Below are 17,574 nucleotides of genomic sequence, written 5' to 3'. Positions count from 1 at the left end.
GAACAGATCACCGAGCACGCCCACTGACTGACGAATTATCAGTTGTCTATGGTGATCGGGTGAGCGAGCAGACAGCACGACAGGGCACGTCACAGGGGCGGCGCGTGGTCGTCGCGGGCGCGGGCATGGCCGGGGTGCAGACCGCGGTCGCCCTGCGCGAGCAGGGCTTCACGGGCACCGTCACGCTGATCGGCGCCGAGCCCCACCAACCGTACGACCGGCCGCCGCTGTCCAAGGCCGTGCTGCTGGGCAAGGCCGAGGGCTCCGCCTTCGACGTCGACTTCGAGTCGCTCGGCGTCGAACTGCGGCTCGGCTGCGAGGTGCTGGGCGTGCGCCCCGGCGACCATGAGCTGGACACCGAGGCCGGGCCCGTCCCGTACGACGTGCTGGTCCTCGCCACCGGCGCCGAACCGATCACGCTGCCGGGCACCGAGGGCGTGCCGGGCGTACACCTGCTGCGCACCCTGGACGACGCCGAGCGGCTGCGGCCGGTGCTCGCCCGGCAGCACGCCATCGTGGTCGTCGGCGCCGGCTGGATCGGCGCCGAGTTCGCCACGGCGGCCCGTGAGGCCGGCTGCGCGGTGACCGTCGTCGAGGCCGCCGACCGGCCGCTCGCGGGCGCGCTGCCGCCCGAGGTGGCCGCCCCGATGGCCGCCTGGTACGCCGACAGCGGCGCCGAGCTGCGCACCCACGCGCGCGTGGAGCGCGTCGAGCCCGGCGCGGTGCTGCTCGCGGACGGCACGCGGCTGCCCGCGGACGCCGTCGTGGTCGGCATCGGCGCACGCCCCGCCACCGCCTGGCTGGCCGGCTCGGGCATCGAGGTGGGCGCGCACGGCGAGGTCGTGGCCGACGCCCACCTGCGCACCTCCGTCGAGGACGTGTACGCGGTAGGCGACTGCGCCTCCTTCCCCTCGGCGCGGTACGGCACCCGGCTGCTGGTCCACCACTGGGACAACGCCCTGCAGGGCCCGCGTACGGTCGCCGCGAACATCCTGGGCGAGACCCCCGTGGTCTACGACCCGGTGCCGTACTTCTGGTCCGAGCAGTTCGGCCGCTTCGTCCAGTACGCCGGCCACCACCCCGCGGCCGACCGCATGGTGTGGCGCGGCGACCCGGCGAGCCCGGCCTGGACCGTCTGCTGGCTGCGCGAGGACCGGCTGGTGGCCCTGCTGGCCGTGGGCCGGCCGCGTGATCTGGCCCAGGGCCGACGCCTGATCGAGGCGGGCCGCCGGATGGACGCGACCGCACTGGCTGACCCCGGACGGCCCCTGAAGGATGCCACGGCCGGCTGATCAGCGCCCTGGGGGACAGCGCCCCGAAAGGGGCGCGGGGAACTGCGCGACCAGCCACAACGAACCCGCAGACGACGCACGACCGATCGCGGCCGAACCAGCGGAGCGCCTACGCTTGTCCCTGTGACCGAGATTGACGCAAAGATCGATGCTCTCGTCCCCGCCTGGCTCACCCTCCCCGACATCGCCGAGATGCTCGACGTCGAGGTGACACGTGTGCGGCAGCTGGTCAAGGAGGGCCAGCTCATCGCCGTACGCCGAGGTGAGAACCGGGCGCTGCACGTCCCCGCCGCCTTCATCGACGGGGACAAGGTCGTCAAGGGCCTGTCCGGGACCCTGACGCTGCTGAGGGACGACGGCTTCACGGACGAAGAGATGATCGAGTGGCTCTTCACCCCCGACCCGACCCTGCCCGGCACCCCCGCACAGGCCCTGAGCGAGAATCGCGGCACGGAGGTGAAGCGCCGCGCCCAGGCGCTCGCCGTCTGAACCGACCCGCACCAGGGGTGGCGTAGGGGCTCCGGCCCGTACGCCACCCGCTCGCCCGCCCATGGACACCGACGACGGGGGGACCCACGCATGTCCGACACCGCCCGCAGCAGCCTCGCCGAGGCCCGCCTCTACCTCTGCACGGACGCCCGCCGCCGGCAGGGCGACCTGGCCGAGTTCCTGGACGCGGCCCTGGCCGGCGGTGTCGACATCGTGCAGCTGCGCGACAAGGGGATGGAGGCCGCCGAGGAGCTGGAGCATCTGGCGGTCTTCGCCGACGCCTGCGCCCGGCACGGCAAGCTGCTCGCGGTCAACGACCGGGCCGACGTCGCCCACGCCGCCTCCGCGGACGTGCTCCACCTCGGCCAGGGCGACCTCCCGGTCCCCGCGGCCCGCGCGATCCTCGGCGGCGACGTCCTGATCGGCCGCTCCACGCACGCCGAGTCCGAGGCCGCCGCGGCCGCCGTCCAGGAGGGCGTGGACTACTTCTGCACCGGCCCGTGCTGGCCCACCCCCACCAAGCCCGGCCGACACGCCCCGGGCCTGGACCTGGTCCGGTACACCGCCGCCCTGGGCACCGACCGCCCCTGGTTCGCGATCGGCGGCATCGACCTCGGCAACCTGGACGAGGTACTGGACGCGGGGGCCCGCCGGGTGGTCGTGGTCCGCGCGATCACCGAGGCCGACGACCCCGGAGCTGCCGCGGCGGAGTTCGCGAAGCGACTGCGCCAGGCCTAGCTCCGGACCAGGGTCTGTCCACTTTCTGTCCACGTTTTTGTCCAAGGGGTGGACAGGAACCCGGCAATTCGGGCAAATTACCGGTACTCGGTTGGGGGACCGCCCGCCCCTGGCTAACCTGCCGGTATGGCCCTCGGAACCGCATCCACCAGGACTGATCGCGCACGCACCGTGCGCGAGATCCTCGCCACCGGCAAGAAGACGTACTCGTTCGAGTTCTACGCGCCGAAGACCCCCAAGGGCGAGCGGAACCTGTGGAACGCGCTGCGGAGGGTCGAGGCGGTGGCCCCCGACTTCGTCTCGGTCACCTACGGTGCCGGCGGCTCCACGCGCACGACGACGGTCAAGGAGACCCAACAGATCGTCGTGGACACGACGCTCACCCCGGTCGCCCACCTCACCGCGGTCGACCACTCCATCGCCGAGCTGCGCAACATCATCGGCCAGTACGCGGACGCCGGCATCCGCAACATGCTCGCCGTCCGCGGCGACCCGCCCGGCGACCCGATGGGCGACTGGGTCGCGCACCCGAGCGGCCTGACGTACGCGGCCGAACTCGTGCGGCTCATCAAGGAGTCGGGCGACTTCTGCGTGGGCGTCGCCGCCTTCCCGGAGATGCACCCGCGGTCCGTCGACTGGGACACCGATGTCGCGCACTTCGTCGACAAGTGCCGTGCGGGCGCCGACTACGCCATCACGCAGATGTTCTTCCAGCCGGAGTCGTACCTGCGGCTGCGCGACCGGGTCGAGGCCGCGGGCTGTGACACCCCGGTCATCCCCGAGGTTCTACCTGTCACCAGCGTGAAGATGCTGGAACGGCTGCCCAAACTCAGCACGGCGCAGTTCCCGGACGCCCTGAAAGAGCGGATCCTCACAGCGAAGGACGATCCGGCGGCGGTACGCTCCATCGGTATCGAGTTCGCCACGGAGTTCTGCGCACGGCTGCTGGACGAGGGAGTGCCCGGACTGCACTTCATCACCCTGAACAACTCCACGGCGACCCTGGAAATCTACGAGAACCTGGGCCTGCACCACCCCCCGCAGGCCTAGACCGGCCGCACCGCGATACGACACACTGCGTAGCGGTCACTGGGAGAGGGGCGTACATGGGCTGGACGGTCCTCTACATCGCGTTCGGCATCGTCGCACTGTGGTTGCTGGGCGAGGTGCTGCTGCAGTACAAGGCACGGCTGCGCTGGCGGCTGCTCGCCTTCGTCGGCTTCCTCGGTGTCGTGGTCGGCGTGCTCATGCCGTCCGTCATCGTGATCGGTGGGGGCGCGATCGCCTTCGCGATCGGGCAGACCTACGTCACGCTGTCCTTCCGCCGCGGCTTCGCCGCAGGCTGGGCGATCAAACATCCCGACGCCGAGGCCGAGGGCGGGGGCAGCAAGCGCCGCCGCGGCAAGGCGGACCGCCACGACCCGAGCCTGGAGGTCTCCGACCTGGAGGCCGCCGAGGGCGAGGAGCCGGACGCCGACTACCGCCGTGACCAGCTGGCCTACGGCGACGACGACTACGACCGCGACGACGTCTTCACCCCGGGCCGCCCGACCGACCCCACGGCCGCCGAGGCCACCACCGTCTACGAGCCCCAGCCCCTCCCGGACGACACGGGCTCCTACGGCGTCTACGGCGACACCGCCTACGCGGGCGCCGCCCAGGCCCAGGCGCAGGCCGCCGAGCAGAACTACGCCTACGACTACTCGGGCTACGCCCAGCAGGGCTACGGCTACGACACCGGCGGCCAGCAGCAGGGCTACGCCAACTACTCCGACCCGTACGTCGGCACCCAGTCCTACGGCGACACCTCGTACGGCACCGGCTACGACCAGCAGCAGTACGCCCAGCAGGGCTACGGCCAGGACCCGTACGCCACCGGCGGCTACGGCGAGACCCCGGCCGGCGGAGTCTGGGTCCCGCAGCAGCGCAACGACGAGACCTACGGCGGCCAACTCCCGCAGGAGCAGCAGCCGTACCCGTACCAGGGCCACGGGCAGCAGCCCCAGCCCGGCTCCGGGTACGACGAGCAGTACCGCTTCTGAGGCCTGCCGCGGCTCACTGCGAGCCGCGGAACTCCGGCCCCTCCACGATCAGCCCGGCCACCAGCGCACCCGACATGCCGGCGTGCGGGAGCCCGCCGCCGGGATGCGACCAGCCGCCCACTCGGTACAGCCCGGGCAGGCGCGTGGTGTTAGCCGGGTGCAGGAAACGGCCCCGGCCGGCGGCGAGCGCGGGAGCGGGCACGCCCCCGGACCGGGCGCCCGTCTCCTCCTCCGTGTGCACGGGTGTGCGCACCTCGTGCCACAGCAGACGCTCCCGCAGCCCGGGCACCGCGCGCTCGGCGGCCTCGACCAGGAAGTCCGTGTAGCGCCGGACCGTGCCCTCGTCCTCCCAGGCGGCCTCGGTCGACACCACGGCGGACACCACCGCGGACTCGTGCGCGCCGTCCGGTGTGAGCGCGGGGTCGTCCGGGCGCAGCACGGTCACCGTCGGACACACCGGCCGGTCGCCGCCGGGCGACGCCAGGTGGTCCAGCTCGGTCTCGGCGTCCGGTGCGTGCACGACCGTGCGGTGGACGGCTCCGGGCTCGCGCCCGCCCCGCAGGGCCAGCAGGGCCGTGAACCGTCCGGGCCGGGGCGAGACCGGGGCATCGGCCCGCACGTCCCCGTCCGCGTCCAGCGGATGCTCCGTCAGGGCCCGCAGCCGCGCCGGGTCCACGTCCGCCACCACATGGTCAGCCTCGGCCACCGAACCGTCGGCCAGCTCCACCCCCGCGGCGCGGCCGTCCTTCTCCAGGATCCCGGTCACCTCGGCGCCGAAGCTGAACTCGACTCTCCGCTGCAGGCACCGCTCGTACACCGCGCGCGCCAACTCCCGGATGCCCCCGCGCACGTACCAGGTGCCGAAGGCGTGCTCCATGTACGGCAGCACGGCCGCGCTCGCCGGAGCGGTCCGGGGATCGAGGCCGTACCCGAGGACGTGACTCTCCAGGAGGGCCGCCAGGCGCTCGTCGCGCAGCTCCCAGGCACCGATCTCGGCCGGCGTGCCCGCCCGGCGAGTGCGCAGCAGCCGCTTGTGCGGGACGGCCGGATACGGCTCCCGCTCGGCCAGCACCAGCCAGTTCGGCCACAGGGGCTCCTCCAGCAGCGGCCGGCGCGTACGGTCCCAGGCCTCGCGGGCCCGCACCAGGAAGTCGCCCCAGCGCTGCCCGGCCCCCGCGCCCAGCGCCTCGTCCAGGGCCGCGACGACACCCGCGCGCGAGGCGTTCGGCAGGGACACCTGCGTGCCGTCCGCGAAGACGTGCCGCGCGGCCGGGTCGACCTGGACCAGCTCGACGACGTCCTCCAGCGGCTCCTTGCCGGTCTTGACGAACAGATCGCGGTACACGGCGGGCAGCGTCAGCAGCCCGGGGCCGGTGTCGAAGGCGAACCCGTCCCGCTCGAAGCGGCGCACCGCGCCGCCGTACGTCTCCGTACGCTCGTACACCGCCACCCGGTGGCCCGCGACGGCCAGCCGGGCAGCGGCCGCCATCGCGCCCATCCCGGCGCCGATCACCGCAATCCGTGCCATGCCTGCGACTTTATCGACCGCCACCGACAACGCGGCCCGCGGGCGGTCAGCCGGGCGGTCCGGGCACCAGCCGGGCCGGCGGCGTGGGCCCGTGCACACACGCCTGAGTACCCGTACCTAGGCGCCGAGATGAGTACGCGCGCGGATGGGGCGGGACCTGCGTGAACGGGAGAGTGGAGGCACGGCAAGGGGCGCGGACCGGCACCGCCGACACGGGGCGGCGGAGCGGCGCCCGCGCCCTGGCCGCTCCTTCCGCCGATCCGTCGGCGGAAGCGAGGCACGGGGGGCCCGGGGCAGACCACCACGGGGGACCCAAGGGGGAATCCGTACGGGGGAGTACGGGAAGTACGGGGGAGTGGGAAGGCGCCGGTCCGGCAAGCGGACCGGCGCCTTCCTCGTGCTCCGGGTGTGCTCAGGCCTTCCCGCTCACGCGCCCCTGGAGCAGCCGGGACAGGGCCGCGTGCACGTCGTCCAGGGAGCGCTCCGGCTGGAAGGACTTCCAGTCCAGGGCGGCCACCAGGACCATGCCGACCAGCGCGGCCGCCGTCAGCTGGACGTCGATCTCGTCGCTGAACTCGCCGGCCGCCACGCCCTCGCGCAGCACCCCCTCGACGACGGCGACGGCCTCCTGCCGCACCACCATCAAGGTGGACTGCCAGGCGCGGTTGGTGCGCCACAGCTCGGCCACGTAGAGCTGGGTGAAGGCCGGGTAGCGGTCGATGAAGACCAGTCCCGCGCGGACCATCGCGTCCAGCGCGTCCACTTTGTTGCCGCCCTCGGCCGCGGTCCGCTCGGCCGCATCCCGCAGGGAGGCGGTGAGGAGGCCCACGCCGTGCCGCAGCAGCTCCTCGAAGAGGACCGACTTGCTCGCGAAGTTGTAGTAGACCGTGCCCTTCGCGACTCCGGCCCGCTCGGCGATCTCGTCCACCGTGGTGGCGGAGAAGCCCTGCTCGGCGATGAGCGTGACGGCCGCCTCGTAGAGCTTCTGCCGGGTTGCCTCGCGGCGCGTGCTGCCGCCGGACGTGGCGCTGCTGCTTTCCATGGCCCTGATTGTCACAGGTACGCGCGCGTGCAGGGGCGTCTTGAGGATCACAGGCTCAGCTCCGGGTGCAGCCGGTCCAGCGTCCACACCTGGCGGCGCCGGGCCGCGAGCGCGGTCAGGGCCAGGGCGCCCGCGGTGAACGCGGCCAGCACCCAGCACGCCAGCCACACCGGGCCGAGCCCGCCGCCCGTGATCAGCCGGCGCAGGGCCGCCACGATGTAGCTCATCGGCAGGAACGGGTGGAGAGCGTTGAAGAAGCCCGGGCTGGTCTGCACCGGGTAGGTGCCGCCCGCCGAGGTCAGCTGGAGCATCAGCAGGGCCAGCACGAGGATCCGGCCGGCCGCGCCGAAGCGGGCGTTGAGCCACTGCACGATCGCGGCGAAGCACGCCGCCACCAGGAACAGGAAGCCGACCGTGCCGGCCGCCCGCGTCATCTGCAGCCCGATCGCCCAGTGCAGCACGGACATCAGGGCCACCGTCTGCAGCACGCCCACCGCGGCCACCGGCAGCCAGCCGGCCAGCGCGATCCGCCAGCCCGGCGCACCGGCCGCCAGGGCACGCCGGTTGAGCGGCGGGATCAGCATGTACGCCACCATCGCGCCCACCCACAGGGACAGCGGGATGAAGTAAGGGGCGAAGCCGGTGCCGTAGTTGGGCGCCTTGTGCAGGTCGTGGGTGGCGAGCTGGACCGGGTCGGCCATCACGCCGGTGCGCTCGTCGCGGTCCTGCTTGTCGTAGTCGGGGATCTTCTTCGCGCCGTCGTGCAGACCACCGGCGAGCTTTCCGGAGCCGTCGACCAGCTTGTACATGCCGCCGCTCAGGGTCTGGGCGCCCGACTCGGCCGTCCCGATGCCCTGGTCGAGCTTGGCCGCGCCGGTCCCGGCGGTGCCCAGTCCGGCATGGAGCTTCTCGGCGCCCGCGGCGACCTGGGCCGCGCCGCCGTTCAGCTTGTTGATCTTCGTGACGGCGTCGTTCACGTCCTCGTAGAGGTGCGGCGCGCGCTCGGCCAGGGCCTGAGCCTGCGTCTGCAGCTTGGTGAGGTTGGTCCGCAGCGTCTTCAGGTCGCCGTTCTGGTCGGCGATCAGGGCGTTGAGGTCGTCGGCGACGGTGGCCACGTCGGCGGCCGCCTGCCTGGCCTTCTTCAGGTCGGGGCAGATGGGGTCGGGGATCGCCGCGTTCGCGCAGCGCGCCTGGTAGACCTCGTCCAGGACGGCCGCGGACGCGTGGGCCGCCCGCGCGGCGCCCGGCGCGAGCTTCACCAGGTCGTCGAGGTTGTGGCGGACCGCCTCGGCCGAGTCGGCGACCAGCTGTGCGGTGTCCCCGATGGTCTTCTCGTTGTCCTTCAGGAAGGGGCCGGCCTTGCGGTAGACGCCGTTGACGTTGTCGGCGAGGGTCTGGGTGCCGTCCGCGACCCGCTGCGAGCCGTCCTCCAGGTCGCTCGCGCCCTGGGTGAGCTTCGTCAGGCCCTTGGAGAGCTTGCCGCTGCCGCTCTTGGCGTCCTTCAGGCCGTCAGCGAGGTCCTTGGACCCCTTCTCCGCCTTCCCGAGACCGCCCTTGAGCCGGTCGGCGCCCTCGGCCGCCGTCACGGTCTTGTCGTGGATGCCGGAGAAGGAGATGAAGATCTTGTCCAGGAAGGTCCGGGACGTTTTGGTGGACGCGGCCCTGCGGACCTCGTTGAAGACCGTCCGGGAGATCTGGCCGACGATGTAGTTGTTCGCGTCGTTCGTGCGCACCCGGAGCGCGCCCGTCTCCGGGGAGTCGCCCGAGCTGGAGGCGATCCGGTCGCTGAAGTCGGCCGGCATCGTGAGGGACAGGTAGTAGGTGCCGTCCTCGACGCCCTTGCGGGCCTCGGCGTCGCTCACCTCGTGCCACGCGAAGGTCTTGCTGTCGCGCAGCCCGGACACGATGTCGTCGCCGGCCGTGATCTTCTTCCCGCCCGCCGTGGCGCCCTTGTCGTCGTTCACCAGGGCCACCGGGATGCGGTCCAGACGGCCGTACGGGTCCCAGAACGACCACAGGTACAGGGCGCCGTAGAGCAGGGGCAGCACGAGCAGCGCGACCAGGGCGGCGCGCGGCAGCTTCCCGCGTCCGAAGCGCCGCAGCTCAAGCGCGGCCAGCCTGGGCGAGCGCATCGGCCTCCTCCTTCGTGTCGTTCTTCTCGGTCTTCTCGCTGTTGTCGTCGCTCTTCGCTTCGCTTCGGTCGCTCTTGTCCGCGCCGCGCAGGTCGCTCGTGTCCTCGCTGCGCAGGTCGCTCTTGTCCTCGCTGTGGAGGGTGGGGACGACGATGCAGCCCTCGGGGGCGGTGCGGCACACCGCCACGACCGTGGTGCCCGCGCGCGCTATGGACCGCAGCAGGTCCCAGACCTCGGCGCGCTCGGCGTCCGAGAGCTTCGTCTCGACGTCGTCCACACCGAGCAGCCCGGGCCGGCCGAGCAGGGCCAGCGCGATGGACAGGCGCAGCTCCTCCAGCCGCTCCAGATCGCGTACGGCCGTGCGGGGGCCCTTGGGGAGCGCGTCGAGGTCGAGTCCGGCGGCGGTCAGGGCCGCGTCGACGCGCTGCTGCGACTCGCGGGCCAGGTCCGTCCGGCGGCGCAGCAGCAGGCGTGGCGAGTCGCCGAACCTGTGCTGCAGCAGGGCCCGTTCCCGCAGGTGCTCCCCGACGGTCAGGGCCGGTTCCAGGTCGGTGACACCGGCCACGTTGGCCACGGCGGCGACGCGGCGCACGGCCGCCATGTGCCGGGGGATCGCGGACCCGCCCACGGCGGCCGCGCCCTTGGTGGCCTTCATCCGTCCCGTGAGCGCGAGCAGCAGGCACGTACGGCCGGAGCCGGACGGTCCCTCGATCGCGATCAGCGAACCGGGCTTCGCGTCGAAGGTGATGTCCCGGAAGGCCCACCCCCGTGGCCCCTTGAGCCCCAGGCCCTCGGCTGTGACGTTCACGCCGTCCACAAGCCCCCCTGCATGCTTGCCATCTTTTGAACTGACTGGTCAGTGCAAAAATACGCCCGAACCTGCGATCGAGGCAAAACCCCAGGTCAGAACGGATTGTCAGTGCCATACCTCACGATGGGCACATACGGCACCTGTGCCGTCACCCAGACGACAGGAGGTTCGTCATGGCCAACTCCTCCGCAGCCGCCGCCCACCGGCGCCGCGCCACCGGCCCTGCCCCCTCACTGACCGGCCCGGCGAGCGATGTGCACCCCGTGCTCCGCCGGGCCACGGCCCCGCCCGCCGCCCTCGACCTGCTGACGCAGGCCCGGGCCGGCCTCGAAGAAGCCGCCGTCCTGGAAACCCCCAACGAGCGCTATGCGACGGCCCACCTCGCCGCGCTGCGCACCGCCGCCGCCGTGCTCGCCGCCCGGGGCCGCCCCGAGACCTCCCCGCGCCGCCGGGCCCGCATCCGCAGCGCCTGGGAGGTGCTGCCCGAGATCGCCCCCGAACTGACCGAGTGGAGCGCGCTCTTCGCCTCCGGCGCCGCCCGCCGGGCCCGTGCCGAGGCGGGCATCGAGGGAGCGGCCAAACAGCGGGACGCCGACGACCTGATACGCGACGCGGGGATGTTCCTCCGCATCGTCGAGCGGATGCTGGTGCTCCAGCCCGTCCTGCCCCAGCCCCGGCAGGACACCGACGAGCGCGGCGGCCCGGGCCCGCACGACGGTCTGCCGGACGCGGGCTGACCGGCGACGGTCCACCGGTCGGGACGGACACGGCAGTGCACCTCGGCGGTGACCGGCTACGGCGCCGGAGGCAATAGGGTGGAGTTTCCTGAAGCCGTCCGCCCTGCCGAGGAGTCAACTGCCGTGTCGGACCCGATGCGCCCGCCCGTCTCCCCCCACCACCCGGAAACGACGTCGCCGCGCTCCGGCTCCTCCCGACCCCGCGCCTCTCTCCGTACCGCCGTGGTTTGGGAGGTCCTCCAGGACGCCCTCGACCGCCGGATCAAGGCCACGGGGCGGGACTCGCTGGATGTGCTCGACACCGGAGGCGGCAGCGGCAACTTCGCCGTGCCCCTCGCCCGCCTCGGTCACCGTGTCACCGTCGTCGACCCCAGCCCGAACGCGCTGTTCGCGCTGGAGCGCCGCGCCGCCGAGGCCGGCGTCGCCGACCGGGTCAAGGGCGTCCAGGGCGATGCCCTCGGCCTGTTCGAGGTGGTCGAGCGCGGCGGCTACGACGCCGTGCTGTACCACGGCGTCCTGGAGTACGTCGACGACCCCGCCGAGGGCCTGCGCAACGCGGTCGCCGCGCTGCGCCCCGAGGGCGTCCTCAGCGTGCTCGCCGCCGGTCTCGGCGGTGCCGTCCTCGCCCGGGCCCTCGCCGGTCACTTCAAGGAGGCCAAGCAGGCCCTGGAGAACCCGGAGGGCCGCTGGGGCGCCGGCGACCCGATGCCGCGCCGCTTCACCGCGGAGCAGCTCACCGCGCTGGTCGAGGGCGCGGGCCTGACGGTCGGTGCGGTGCACGGCGTGCGGGTCTTCGCCGACCTGGTGCCCGGCGTCCTCGTGGACACCGAGCCCGGCGCCCTCGACGCCCTGCTCAAGCTGGAGGCCGCGGCGGCCGAGCTGCCCGCCTTCCACTCCGTCGCCACCCAGCTCCATGTGCTCGGTGAGACGCGAGGGGCCGCAAAGGCCTGAGCGGCCTCCCGGGACGCGGCGCTGATCAGGGACTTGGCGGCAGATGGAGTACGCCACAAGCCCCCCGATCGAGCGGTTTGCGCCGTATGATCGAGGTATACCGTCCGGCATGACGGATCGGCCGCCGGGGAATGGAAGCCTCAGCGAGCCGAGACGGCCATGGCGGATTCCGGTTGGCCTATTGGCGTAGAGGGGCGGGTTTCAAGGGGGCGATTCCCTGCCTATCCTGAAGGGACCCCCAGGTCGCCCCGGCGACTGCACGATGAGGAGGACTCCGTGCCGCTCTCGGAGCACGAGCAGCGCATGCTCGAGCAGATGGAGCGAGCGCTGTACGCCGAAGATCCCAAGTTCGCGTCGGCGCTTGAGGGAAGTGGGCTGCGGACGTACACCCGGCGGCGGGTCTACCAGGCGGTCGCAGGCTTCCTCGTGGGTATCGCGCTCCTCATGGCCGGAATGGTCGCACAGCAGATCTGGGTCAGCGTGGTGGGCTTCCTCGTCATGCTGGGCTGTGCCGTACTCGCCGTCACAGGCTGGCGGAAGGCGCCCAAGCCGGGTGAGCAGCCCGCGGCCGCCCCGCGCCGCCAGGTACGGCAGAAGCGCTCCATGATGGACCGGATCGAGCAGCGCTGGCAGCGCCGCCGGGACGAGCAGCAGGGCCACTAGCCGCTCGCCGGTTCGCGCCCACAGCTCGCGCACACCACAGCAGACATCCGTGAGGGGTGACCACCGGCCGGTGGTCACCCCTCACGCGTTCTCCGGTCTCAGCCCTGCTGCCCCGAAGGCCTGCGCAGCGTCGGCCGGGCCGCCACCGCACGCGCCCTGAGCGCCGTCCACCGGGCCGACACCGCCCACAGCACCCGCACCATCGACCGCGGCGCGAACCGTGCCCGCAGCCGCGTCCGCCCGCTCACGCCGCCGTTCAGGCCGGCGATCACCCGGCGCACGTCCTCCGCCAGGCCAGCCACCAGGCGCGGCCGGGGCGCGTACAGCACCTGCTCCAGCGCGTCCGCCACCCGGTGCACGGCGGCCCCGGCCGCATGGTCGAGATCTCCCAGCCGCACGATCCGGGCCGCGGCCCTGCGCGGCGTCTGCGACTCGTCCGGCAGGATGCCCACGTCCCAGGCGCTGTCGATCAGCTCCTGCCAGGCCGCCAGCGTGTGTGCCGCCGCGCCCTCCTCGGTCCGCGCGTGCGCGCCGAGCCGTACCGACCGCACCCGCGCCCGCCACAGCATCGGCGCCAGCGGGATCGCCAGCACCACCAGGGCGCCGAGCCCGATCAGCGCGTACCACAGCCAGCGCCACGAACCGCCGCCACCGCTGTGCGCCGCCACCGCCTCGGACGGGCTGCCGCACGCGTCGAGCCCCCGCAGCTGGGCCTTGCAGCTCTCGCTCGGCGAGGCCGACACCGACGGCGCCGCCGACGCCCCGTGGGACGGCACGGTCTCCTCCGGCTTGGAGGTGCCGGGCTTGTTCGACAGGGTGTACGACGGCACGGTGCCCCGGGTCGGGGTCGGCTCGAAGCGGGTCCAGCCCACGCCCTCGAAGTACAGCTCGGGCCAGGCGTGCGCGTCCTTCAGGCTCACCGAGACCGTGCCGTCCGCCTGCGGGGTGCCGGGCGCGAAGCCCACCGCGACCCGGGCGGGGATGCCGAGCGTGCGGGCCATCGCCGCCATCGTGAAGGAGAAGTGGACGCAGAAGCCCTGCTTCTTCTTCAGGAAGGTCGCGATCGCGTCGGGACCGCGGCCGACCTCCACCTGGGTGTCGTACTGGAAGCCGCCGGACACCGCGAAGTAGTCCTGGAGCTTGACCGCCTCCTCGTAGTGGCTCGCCGAGCCCGCGGTGATCTCCTTGGCGGTCCTGGCCACCACCTTCGGCACCCTGGACGGCACGTTGGTGTACTCGCGCCTCAGCGTCGCCGGCGGCTGCGGAGCCGCGGCCAGCTGCTCGGCGGTCGGCTGCACGTCCAGGCTGTTCACCTGGTAGGTCTCGCCGCGCGTGTTCTGCCCGTGGTCACCGACGAGCGTCATGCCGACGGGCTCGTACCGCCATTTGCCGCTGACCCGCACACCGCTCGGCGGGTACGGCATCGGCAGCCAGTCCTGCGCGTACCAGTCCGCGGCCGTGATCGTCGTCTTCACGGTGGTGCGCTTGACGCCCGTGCCCAGGCCGACGGGCGTGGGGAAGACGTCGGGCACGCCGACGATGTGCCGCTGGGACGGCTTCCAGGTGGTGCCGTCGAAGTCGTCCAGCGAGACGATCCGCAGATACATGTCCGAGAGGTCGCCGGCACTGGTCTTCAGGGACAGCACCTGGCGGTCGGTCTCCACGTTCAGGCTGTCGCGCAGGGACACCAGGGGGTTGACTGCGGAGATCGTGCCGCCGTTTCCGTTGCCCGCGCCGACGCCCGCTCCGGCGCCGTCCAGCAGGCCGCCCTGCATCGCGGGCAGGGCCAGCGGCACCACCAGGGCGACACCGAGGGCGACCGCGCCGATCCGGCGTCCGGTGCGCACCGGGGCCACCGCGCCGGCCTCCGGGTCGCCCGGGGCGCGGGCCGCGCTGCCGAAGACCCGGCCCCACTGGGCCAGCCGCTCCCGGCCCTCGGCGAGCAGCAGCATCAGATAGCCGGCCGCCGCGACCAGGAACCACAGCCAGTCGGTGCCGCCGCCGGACAGTCCCGCGGCCACCGAGTACAGCGCGAGCAGCGGCAGTCCGGCCGGGGCCGCGCTGCGGAAGGTCACCGCGAGGGTGTCCACCAGCAGGCCGATCACCAGGACACCGCCGATCAGCATCAGCTTGATGCCGTCGGTGAGCGGTGCCGGTATCGCGTACTGGCTGACGTCGTCGGAGCCCTGCTGGAGCAGGTCGCCGAAGTGCCGGAAGGCCTGCGGACCGGGGACCAGCCCGACGAGCGCCTGCTGCCGGGCGAAGACCAGGGTCAGCAGCATCAGCGTGACCAGGACCTGCGCCGCCACGGTCAGCGGCCGAGCCAGCGGCACCCGCCGGGCCGCCGCGCCCACTCCGGCCTGCACGGCGACCAGCAGCACCGTCTGGAAGAGCCACGTCGGCTGGTCCACCAGGGGCAGCAGTGCGCACGCGGCCATCAGCGTCGCCGCGGCGGCACACAGGGCAAGTCGTGCCCGCCCGCTCATCACAGTGCCTCCCCGCTCACCGCGGTCAGGCCCGAGCGTTCCCGGTCCGCCTGCCGCCACAGATCGTTCAGCGAGGCGCCGCGCGGCACGCTCAACGCCGTCCAGCCCGCCTCGCGCAGGATGCGCAGCCGCTCGCCGTGCCGATCGCCCGGGCCCGGTACGTCCGTGGCCTCCCGCACCCAGGTGTCCGGGTCCAGCACGAACGCGATCGCACCGCCGCTGCGTTGGCGCATCTTCGCGACCACCGCGGCCTGCTCCTCGTCGAGATCGCCCAGGAAGGCGACCAGCAGCCCCTCGTTCCCGCCGCGCAGCATGTCGTACGCCCGGGACAGGCCCGTGCCGTCGGAGTGGTCGATCACCGCGAGGGTGTCCATCATCAGCCCGGCCGCGTCCGCGGAGTCCTGGCCGGCACCCGCGAACCCGTCGGCGCCCTCGCCGGGCACCGAGCTGCCGTTCTCCGTCAGCAGGCGCACCGTGAAGCCCCGTTCGAGCATGTGCACCAGGACCGACGCGGTGCCCGAGACGGCCCACTCGAAGGCCGAGTCGGGGCCCGCGCCCTCGTAGCCGACGCCCCGGGTGTCCAGCAGGACCGTGCAGCGTGAGCGGCGCGGCTGCTCCTCGCGGCGCACCATCAGCTCGCCGTAGCGCGCGGTGGAGCGCCAGTGCACCCGGCGCAGGTCGTCGCCGTAGCGGTACCCGCGCGGGATCACGTCGTCCTCGCCCGCGAGGGCCAGCGAGCGCTGCCGCCCGTCGCCGTACCCCTTGGCCTCGCCGCTGAACCGGACCGGCGCCAGCGGCTCCACGCGCGGGATGACGGTCAGCGTGTCGAACGTCGAGAAGGCGCGGGTGAGTTCGCACATCCCGAACGGGTCGGTCAGCCGCAGCTGCAGCGGACCCAGCGGATAGCGGCCGCGCAGGTCCGATCGGACCCGGTAGGACACCTCGCGGCGGCCGCCCGGCTCCACCCGGTCCAGCACGAAGCGCGGCCGGGGCCCGAGCACGTAGGGCACCCGGTCCTGGAGCATCAGCAGGCCCGTGGACAGCCGGGAGACGTTGTCCACCCGCAGGTGCACCCGGGCCTCGCTGCCCGCGGGCACGCGCGCGGGGGAGAGCCGGCGGCTGCCGGCCACCCGGTAGCGCGTGCGGTAGAGCACGGTCGCGCAGAGCAGGGGCAGCACGGCCAGCAGCAGGCCGACCCGCAGCAGATCCATCTGGCCCAGCACATAGGCGCAGACCGCGGCCGCGATCCCGGCGGCCAGGAAGGAACGCCCGCGAGTGGTGAGCCCCGCCAGGGCCGTACGGACCCCGCCCGCCTCCCCGCGGTCGGACTCCGCCTGCCCCGTCCCCCCGGCGCTCATCACAGACTCCGCGGGGGCTGCTGCGGATAGGCCGGGACACCCCGGCCGAGACCGCCGAAGCCGCTCTGCTGCTGCGGCGCCGCGGGCACCGGGGTGTGCTGCAGGATCTCCAGCACCACCTGCTCGGCCGTACGGCGGTTGAGCTGGGCCTGGGCGGTGGGCAGCAGCCGGTGGGCGAGGACGGCGACGGCGAGTGCCTGGACGTCGTCCGGCAGCGCGTACTCCCGGCCGCTGAGGGCGGCGGACGCCTTCGCCGCGCGCAGCAGATGCAGCGTCGCGCGTGGGGAGGCGCCGAGTCTGAGGTCGGGGTGCGTGCGGGTGGCCGCGACCAGCTCCACCGCGTACCGCCGCACCGCCTCGGAGACGTGCACCCCGCGCACCGCCTCGATCAGCTTCACGATCTCGTGCGCGTGCGCCACCGGCTGGAGGTCCTCCAGCGGGGAGACCCCGCCGTGCACGTCCAGCATCTGCAGCTCGGCCTCGACGCTCGGGTAGCCGACGGAGACCCGGGCCATGAAGCGGTCGCGCTGCGCCTCGGGCAGCGGATAGGTGCCCTCCATCTCCACCGGGTTCTGCGTGGCCACCACCATGAAGGGGCTGGGCAGTTCGTAGCTCTGCCCGTCGATGGTGACCTGGCGTTCCTCCATGGACTCCAGCAGCGCGGACTGGGTCTTGGGCGAGGCGCGGTTGATCTCGTCGCCGATCACGATCTGCGCGAAGATGGCGCCCGGCTTGAACTCGAAGTCCCGGCGCTGCTGGTCCCAGATGGACACACCGGTGATGTCCGAGGGCAGCAGGTCGGGCGTGAACTGGATGCGCCGCACCGAGCAGTCGATGGACCGCGCCAGTGCCTTGGCGAGCATGGTCTTGCCCACTCCGGGGACATCCTCGATCAACAGATGTCCCTCGGCGAGCAGTACGGTCAGCGAAAGCCGTACGACCTCGGGCTTGCCCTCGATCACACCCTCCACCGAACTGCGGACACGCTCCACAGTGGCGGTCAGATCAGTGAGGCTCGCTCGATCGTCATAGGTCGTCACCCGGCCCTCCTCGGCCCGTTCTTACTCGGGCCGACGCTCTGCGATGCGAAACCGGCCCACCCCGAAAACACGGACACCGCGTGGAAAAGGTTCCACGCGACGCCCACACCCCGCATTCTTGCTGCCGTTACCGATTCGTGTCACTCGCCTGTGGACAACTGCCCGCACGATGTCGGTCTTACGGTCTTTTCGACCACCGTTTTCGATGCCGTGCGGCGGAATGCTTTCGCAGGCGGTGGTGTTCGGGGTGGGCCGGCGGCCCCGG

The 17,574-nt window shown here is 72.8% G+C and carries 15 protein-coding genes; 8 read left to right on the top strand and 7 right to left on the bottom strand.

Features of this window, described 5'->3' with window-relative positions:
- Positions 1-59: 59 nt before the first annotated feature.
- The 5 genes from ACFYZZ_RS32860 to ACFYZZ_RS32840 all read left to right on the top strand — a co-directional run bounded on the left by ACFYZZ_RS32860 (position 60) and on the right by ACFYZZ_RS32840 (position 4,561).
- Positions 60-1,292 carry an NAD(P)/FAD-dependent oxidoreductase gene (locus ACFYZZ_RS32860; RefSeq protein ID WP_389183758.1) on the top strand — a complete coding sequence of 411 codons (1,233 nt, stop codon included), beginning with the start codon at positions 60-62 and terminating at the stop codon, positions 1,290-1,292.
- Positions 1,293-1,415: 123 nt separating this feature from the next.
- Positions 1,416-1,781, top strand: coding sequence for an Rv2175c family DNA-binding protein (locus ACFYZZ_RS32855; RefSeq protein ID WP_094220178.1), 366 nt, complete (start codon positions 1,416-1,418; stop codon positions 1,779-1,781).
- A gap of 90 nt (positions 1,782-1,871) precedes the next feature.
- Positions 1,872-2,519: a thiamine phosphate synthase gene (thiE, locus tag ACFYZZ_RS32850; RefSeq protein WP_386574300.1), complete on the top strand. Its 648-nt coding sequence runs from the start codon at positions 1,872-1,874 to the stop codon at positions 2,517-2,519.
- A 126-nt stretch (positions 2,520-2,645) separates the two neighbouring features.
- The gene (gene metF / locus ACFYZZ_RS32845; RefSeq protein ID WP_389183755.1) at positions 2,646-3,569 is read left to right on the top strand and encodes a methylenetetrahydrofolate reductase [NAD(P)H]; all 924 of its coding nucleotides are present in this window, start codon (positions 2,646-2,648) and stop codon (positions 3,567-3,569) included.
- Positions 3,570-3,625: 56 nt separating this feature from the next.
- Complete coding sequence (locus ACFYZZ_RS32840) at positions 3,626-4,561, top strand: hypothetical protein (RefSeq protein WP_389183752.1); 936 nt, start codon at positions 3,626-3,628, stop codon at positions 4,559-4,561.
- 13 nt (positions 4,562-4,574) lie between these two features.
- Here the strand turns inward: ACFYZZ_RS32840 and ACFYZZ_RS32835 are convergent, their stop codons facing one another.
- From ACFYZZ_RS32835 to ACFYZZ_RS32820, 4 genes are all read right to left on the bottom strand, one after another.
- On the bottom strand, positions 4,575-6,089 hold the full coding sequence (locus ACFYZZ_RS32835) for a phytoene desaturase family protein (RefSeq protein ID WP_389183750.1): 1,515 nt from the start codon (positions 6,087-6,089) through the stop codon (positions 4,575-4,577).
- A gap of 412 nt (positions 6,090-6,501) precedes the next feature.
- A complete protein-coding gene (locus tag ACFYZZ_RS32830) occupies positions 6,502-7,131 on the bottom strand; it encodes a TetR/AcrR family transcriptional regulator (RefSeq protein WP_389183747.1) in 630 nt (209 codons plus the stop codon).
- 47 nt (positions 7,132-7,178) lie between these two features.
- A complete protein-coding gene (locus ACFYZZ_RS32825; RefSeq protein WP_389183744.1) occupies positions 7,179-9,263 on the bottom strand; it encodes a YhgE/Pip family protein in 2,085 nt (694 codons plus the stop codon).
- Positions 9,235-10,080, bottom strand: a complete 846-nt coding sequence (locus ACFYZZ_RS32820) for an ATP-binding cassette domain-containing protein (protein ID WP_389183741.1) — start codon at positions 10,078-10,080, stop codon at positions 9,235-9,237. The genes ACFYZZ_RS32825 and ACFYZZ_RS32820 overlap by 29 nt, the downstream gene beginning before the upstream one ends.
- 167 nt (positions 10,081-10,247) lie before the next feature.
- Between ACFYZZ_RS32820 and ACFYZZ_RS32815 the strand changes: the two genes are divergently transcribed.
- From ACFYZZ_RS32815 to ACFYZZ_RS32805, 3 genes are all read left to right on the top strand, one after another.
- Positions 10,248-10,811 (top strand): SAV_6107 family HEPN domain-containing protein, encoded by a 564-nt coding sequence (locus tag ACFYZZ_RS32815; RefSeq protein ID WP_389183738.1) that lies wholly within the window; start codon positions 10,248-10,250, stop codon positions 10,809-10,811.
- A gap of 123 nt (positions 10,812-10,934) precedes the next feature.
- Positions 10,935-11,762 carry a methyltransferase gene (locus ACFYZZ_RS32810; protein WP_389183735.1) on the top strand — a complete coding sequence of 276 codons (828 nt, stop codon included), beginning with the start codon at positions 10,935-10,937 and terminating at the stop codon, positions 11,760-11,762.
- Between the two features lie 276 nt (positions 11,763-12,038).
- Positions 12,039-12,425: a DUF3040 domain-containing protein gene (locus ACFYZZ_RS32805; RefSeq protein WP_386574290.1), complete on the top strand. Its 387-nt coding sequence runs from the start codon at positions 12,039-12,041 to the stop codon at positions 12,423-12,425.
- 98 nt (positions 12,426-12,523) lie between these two features.
- On the opposite strand, the gene ACFYZZ_RS32800 is transcribed toward ACFYZZ_RS32805, so the two are convergent.
- Genes ACFYZZ_RS32800 through ACFYZZ_RS32790 form a run of 3 tightly spaced genes read right to left on the bottom strand, consistent with a single transcriptional unit; the run spans position 12,524 to position 17,309 of the window.
- The gene (locus ACFYZZ_RS32800; RefSeq protein WP_389183732.1) at positions 12,524-14,911 is read right to left on the bottom strand and encodes a DUF3488 and DUF4129 domain-containing transglutaminase family protein; all 2,388 of its coding nucleotides are present in this window, start codon (positions 14,909-14,911) and stop codon (positions 12,524-12,526) included.
- A complete protein-coding gene (locus ACFYZZ_RS32795; RefSeq protein ID WP_386574288.1) occupies positions 14,911-16,269 on the bottom strand; it encodes a DUF58 domain-containing protein in 1,359 nt (452 codons plus the stop codon). Before ACFYZZ_RS32795 ends, ACFYZZ_RS32800 begins: the two co-directional genes overlap by 1 nt.
- A complete protein-coding gene (locus ACFYZZ_RS32790; RefSeq protein WP_386574287.1) occupies positions 16,269-17,309 on the bottom strand; it encodes an AAA family ATPase in 1,041 nt (346 codons plus the stop codon). The genes ACFYZZ_RS32795 and ACFYZZ_RS32790 overlap by 1 nt, the downstream gene beginning before the upstream one ends.
- Between the last annotated feature and the right edge of the window lie 265 nt (positions 17,310-17,574).

It is taken from the genome of Streptomyces sp. NPDC001816 (genome assembly GCF_042892235.1).
In the GTDB taxonomy this organism is placed as follows: domain Bacteria; phylum Actinomycetota; class Actinomycetes; order Streptomycetales; family Streptomycetaceae; genus Streptomyces.
Note: the sequence above shows the minus strand (reverse complement) of the source record. Positions and strands in the feature narration are given on the sequence as shown.

Coding starts and splice junctions, on each gene's coding strand:
- thiE (WP_386574300.1), top strand. CDS start 1,872: ATGTCCGACACCGCCCGCAGCAGCCTCGCCGAGGCCCGCCTCTACCTC.
- metF (WP_389183755.1), top strand. CDS start 2,646: ATGGCCCTCGGAACCGCATCCACCAGGACTGATCGCGCACGCACCGTG.
- ACFYZZ_RS32840 (WP_389183752.1), top strand. CDS start 3,626: ATGGGCTGGACGGTCCTCTACATCGCGTTCGGCATCGTCGCACTGTGG.
- ACFYZZ_RS32835 (WP_389183750.1), bottom strand. CDS start 6,089: ATGGCACGGATTGCGGTGATCGGCGCCGGGATGGGCGCGATGGCGGCC.
- ACFYZZ_RS32830 (WP_389183747.1), bottom strand. CDS start 7,131: ATGGAAAGCAGCAGCGCCACGTCCGGCGGCAGCACGCGCCGCGAGGCA.
- ACFYZZ_RS32825 (WP_389183744.1), bottom strand. CDS start 9,263: ATGCGCTCGCCCAGGCTGGCCGCGCTTGAGCTGCGGCGCTTCGGACGC.
- ACFYZZ_RS32815 (WP_389183738.1), top strand. CDS start 10,248: ATGGCCAACTCCTCCGCAGCCGCCGCCCACCGGCGCCGCGCCACCGGC.
- ACFYZZ_RS32800 (WP_389183732.1), bottom strand. CDS start 14,911: ATGAGCGGGCGGGCACGACTTGCCCTGTGTGCCGCCGCGGCGACGCTG.
- ACFYZZ_RS32795 (WP_386574288.1), bottom strand. CDS start 16,269: ATGAGCGCCGGGGGGACGGGGCAGGCGGAGTCCGACCGCGGGGAGGCG.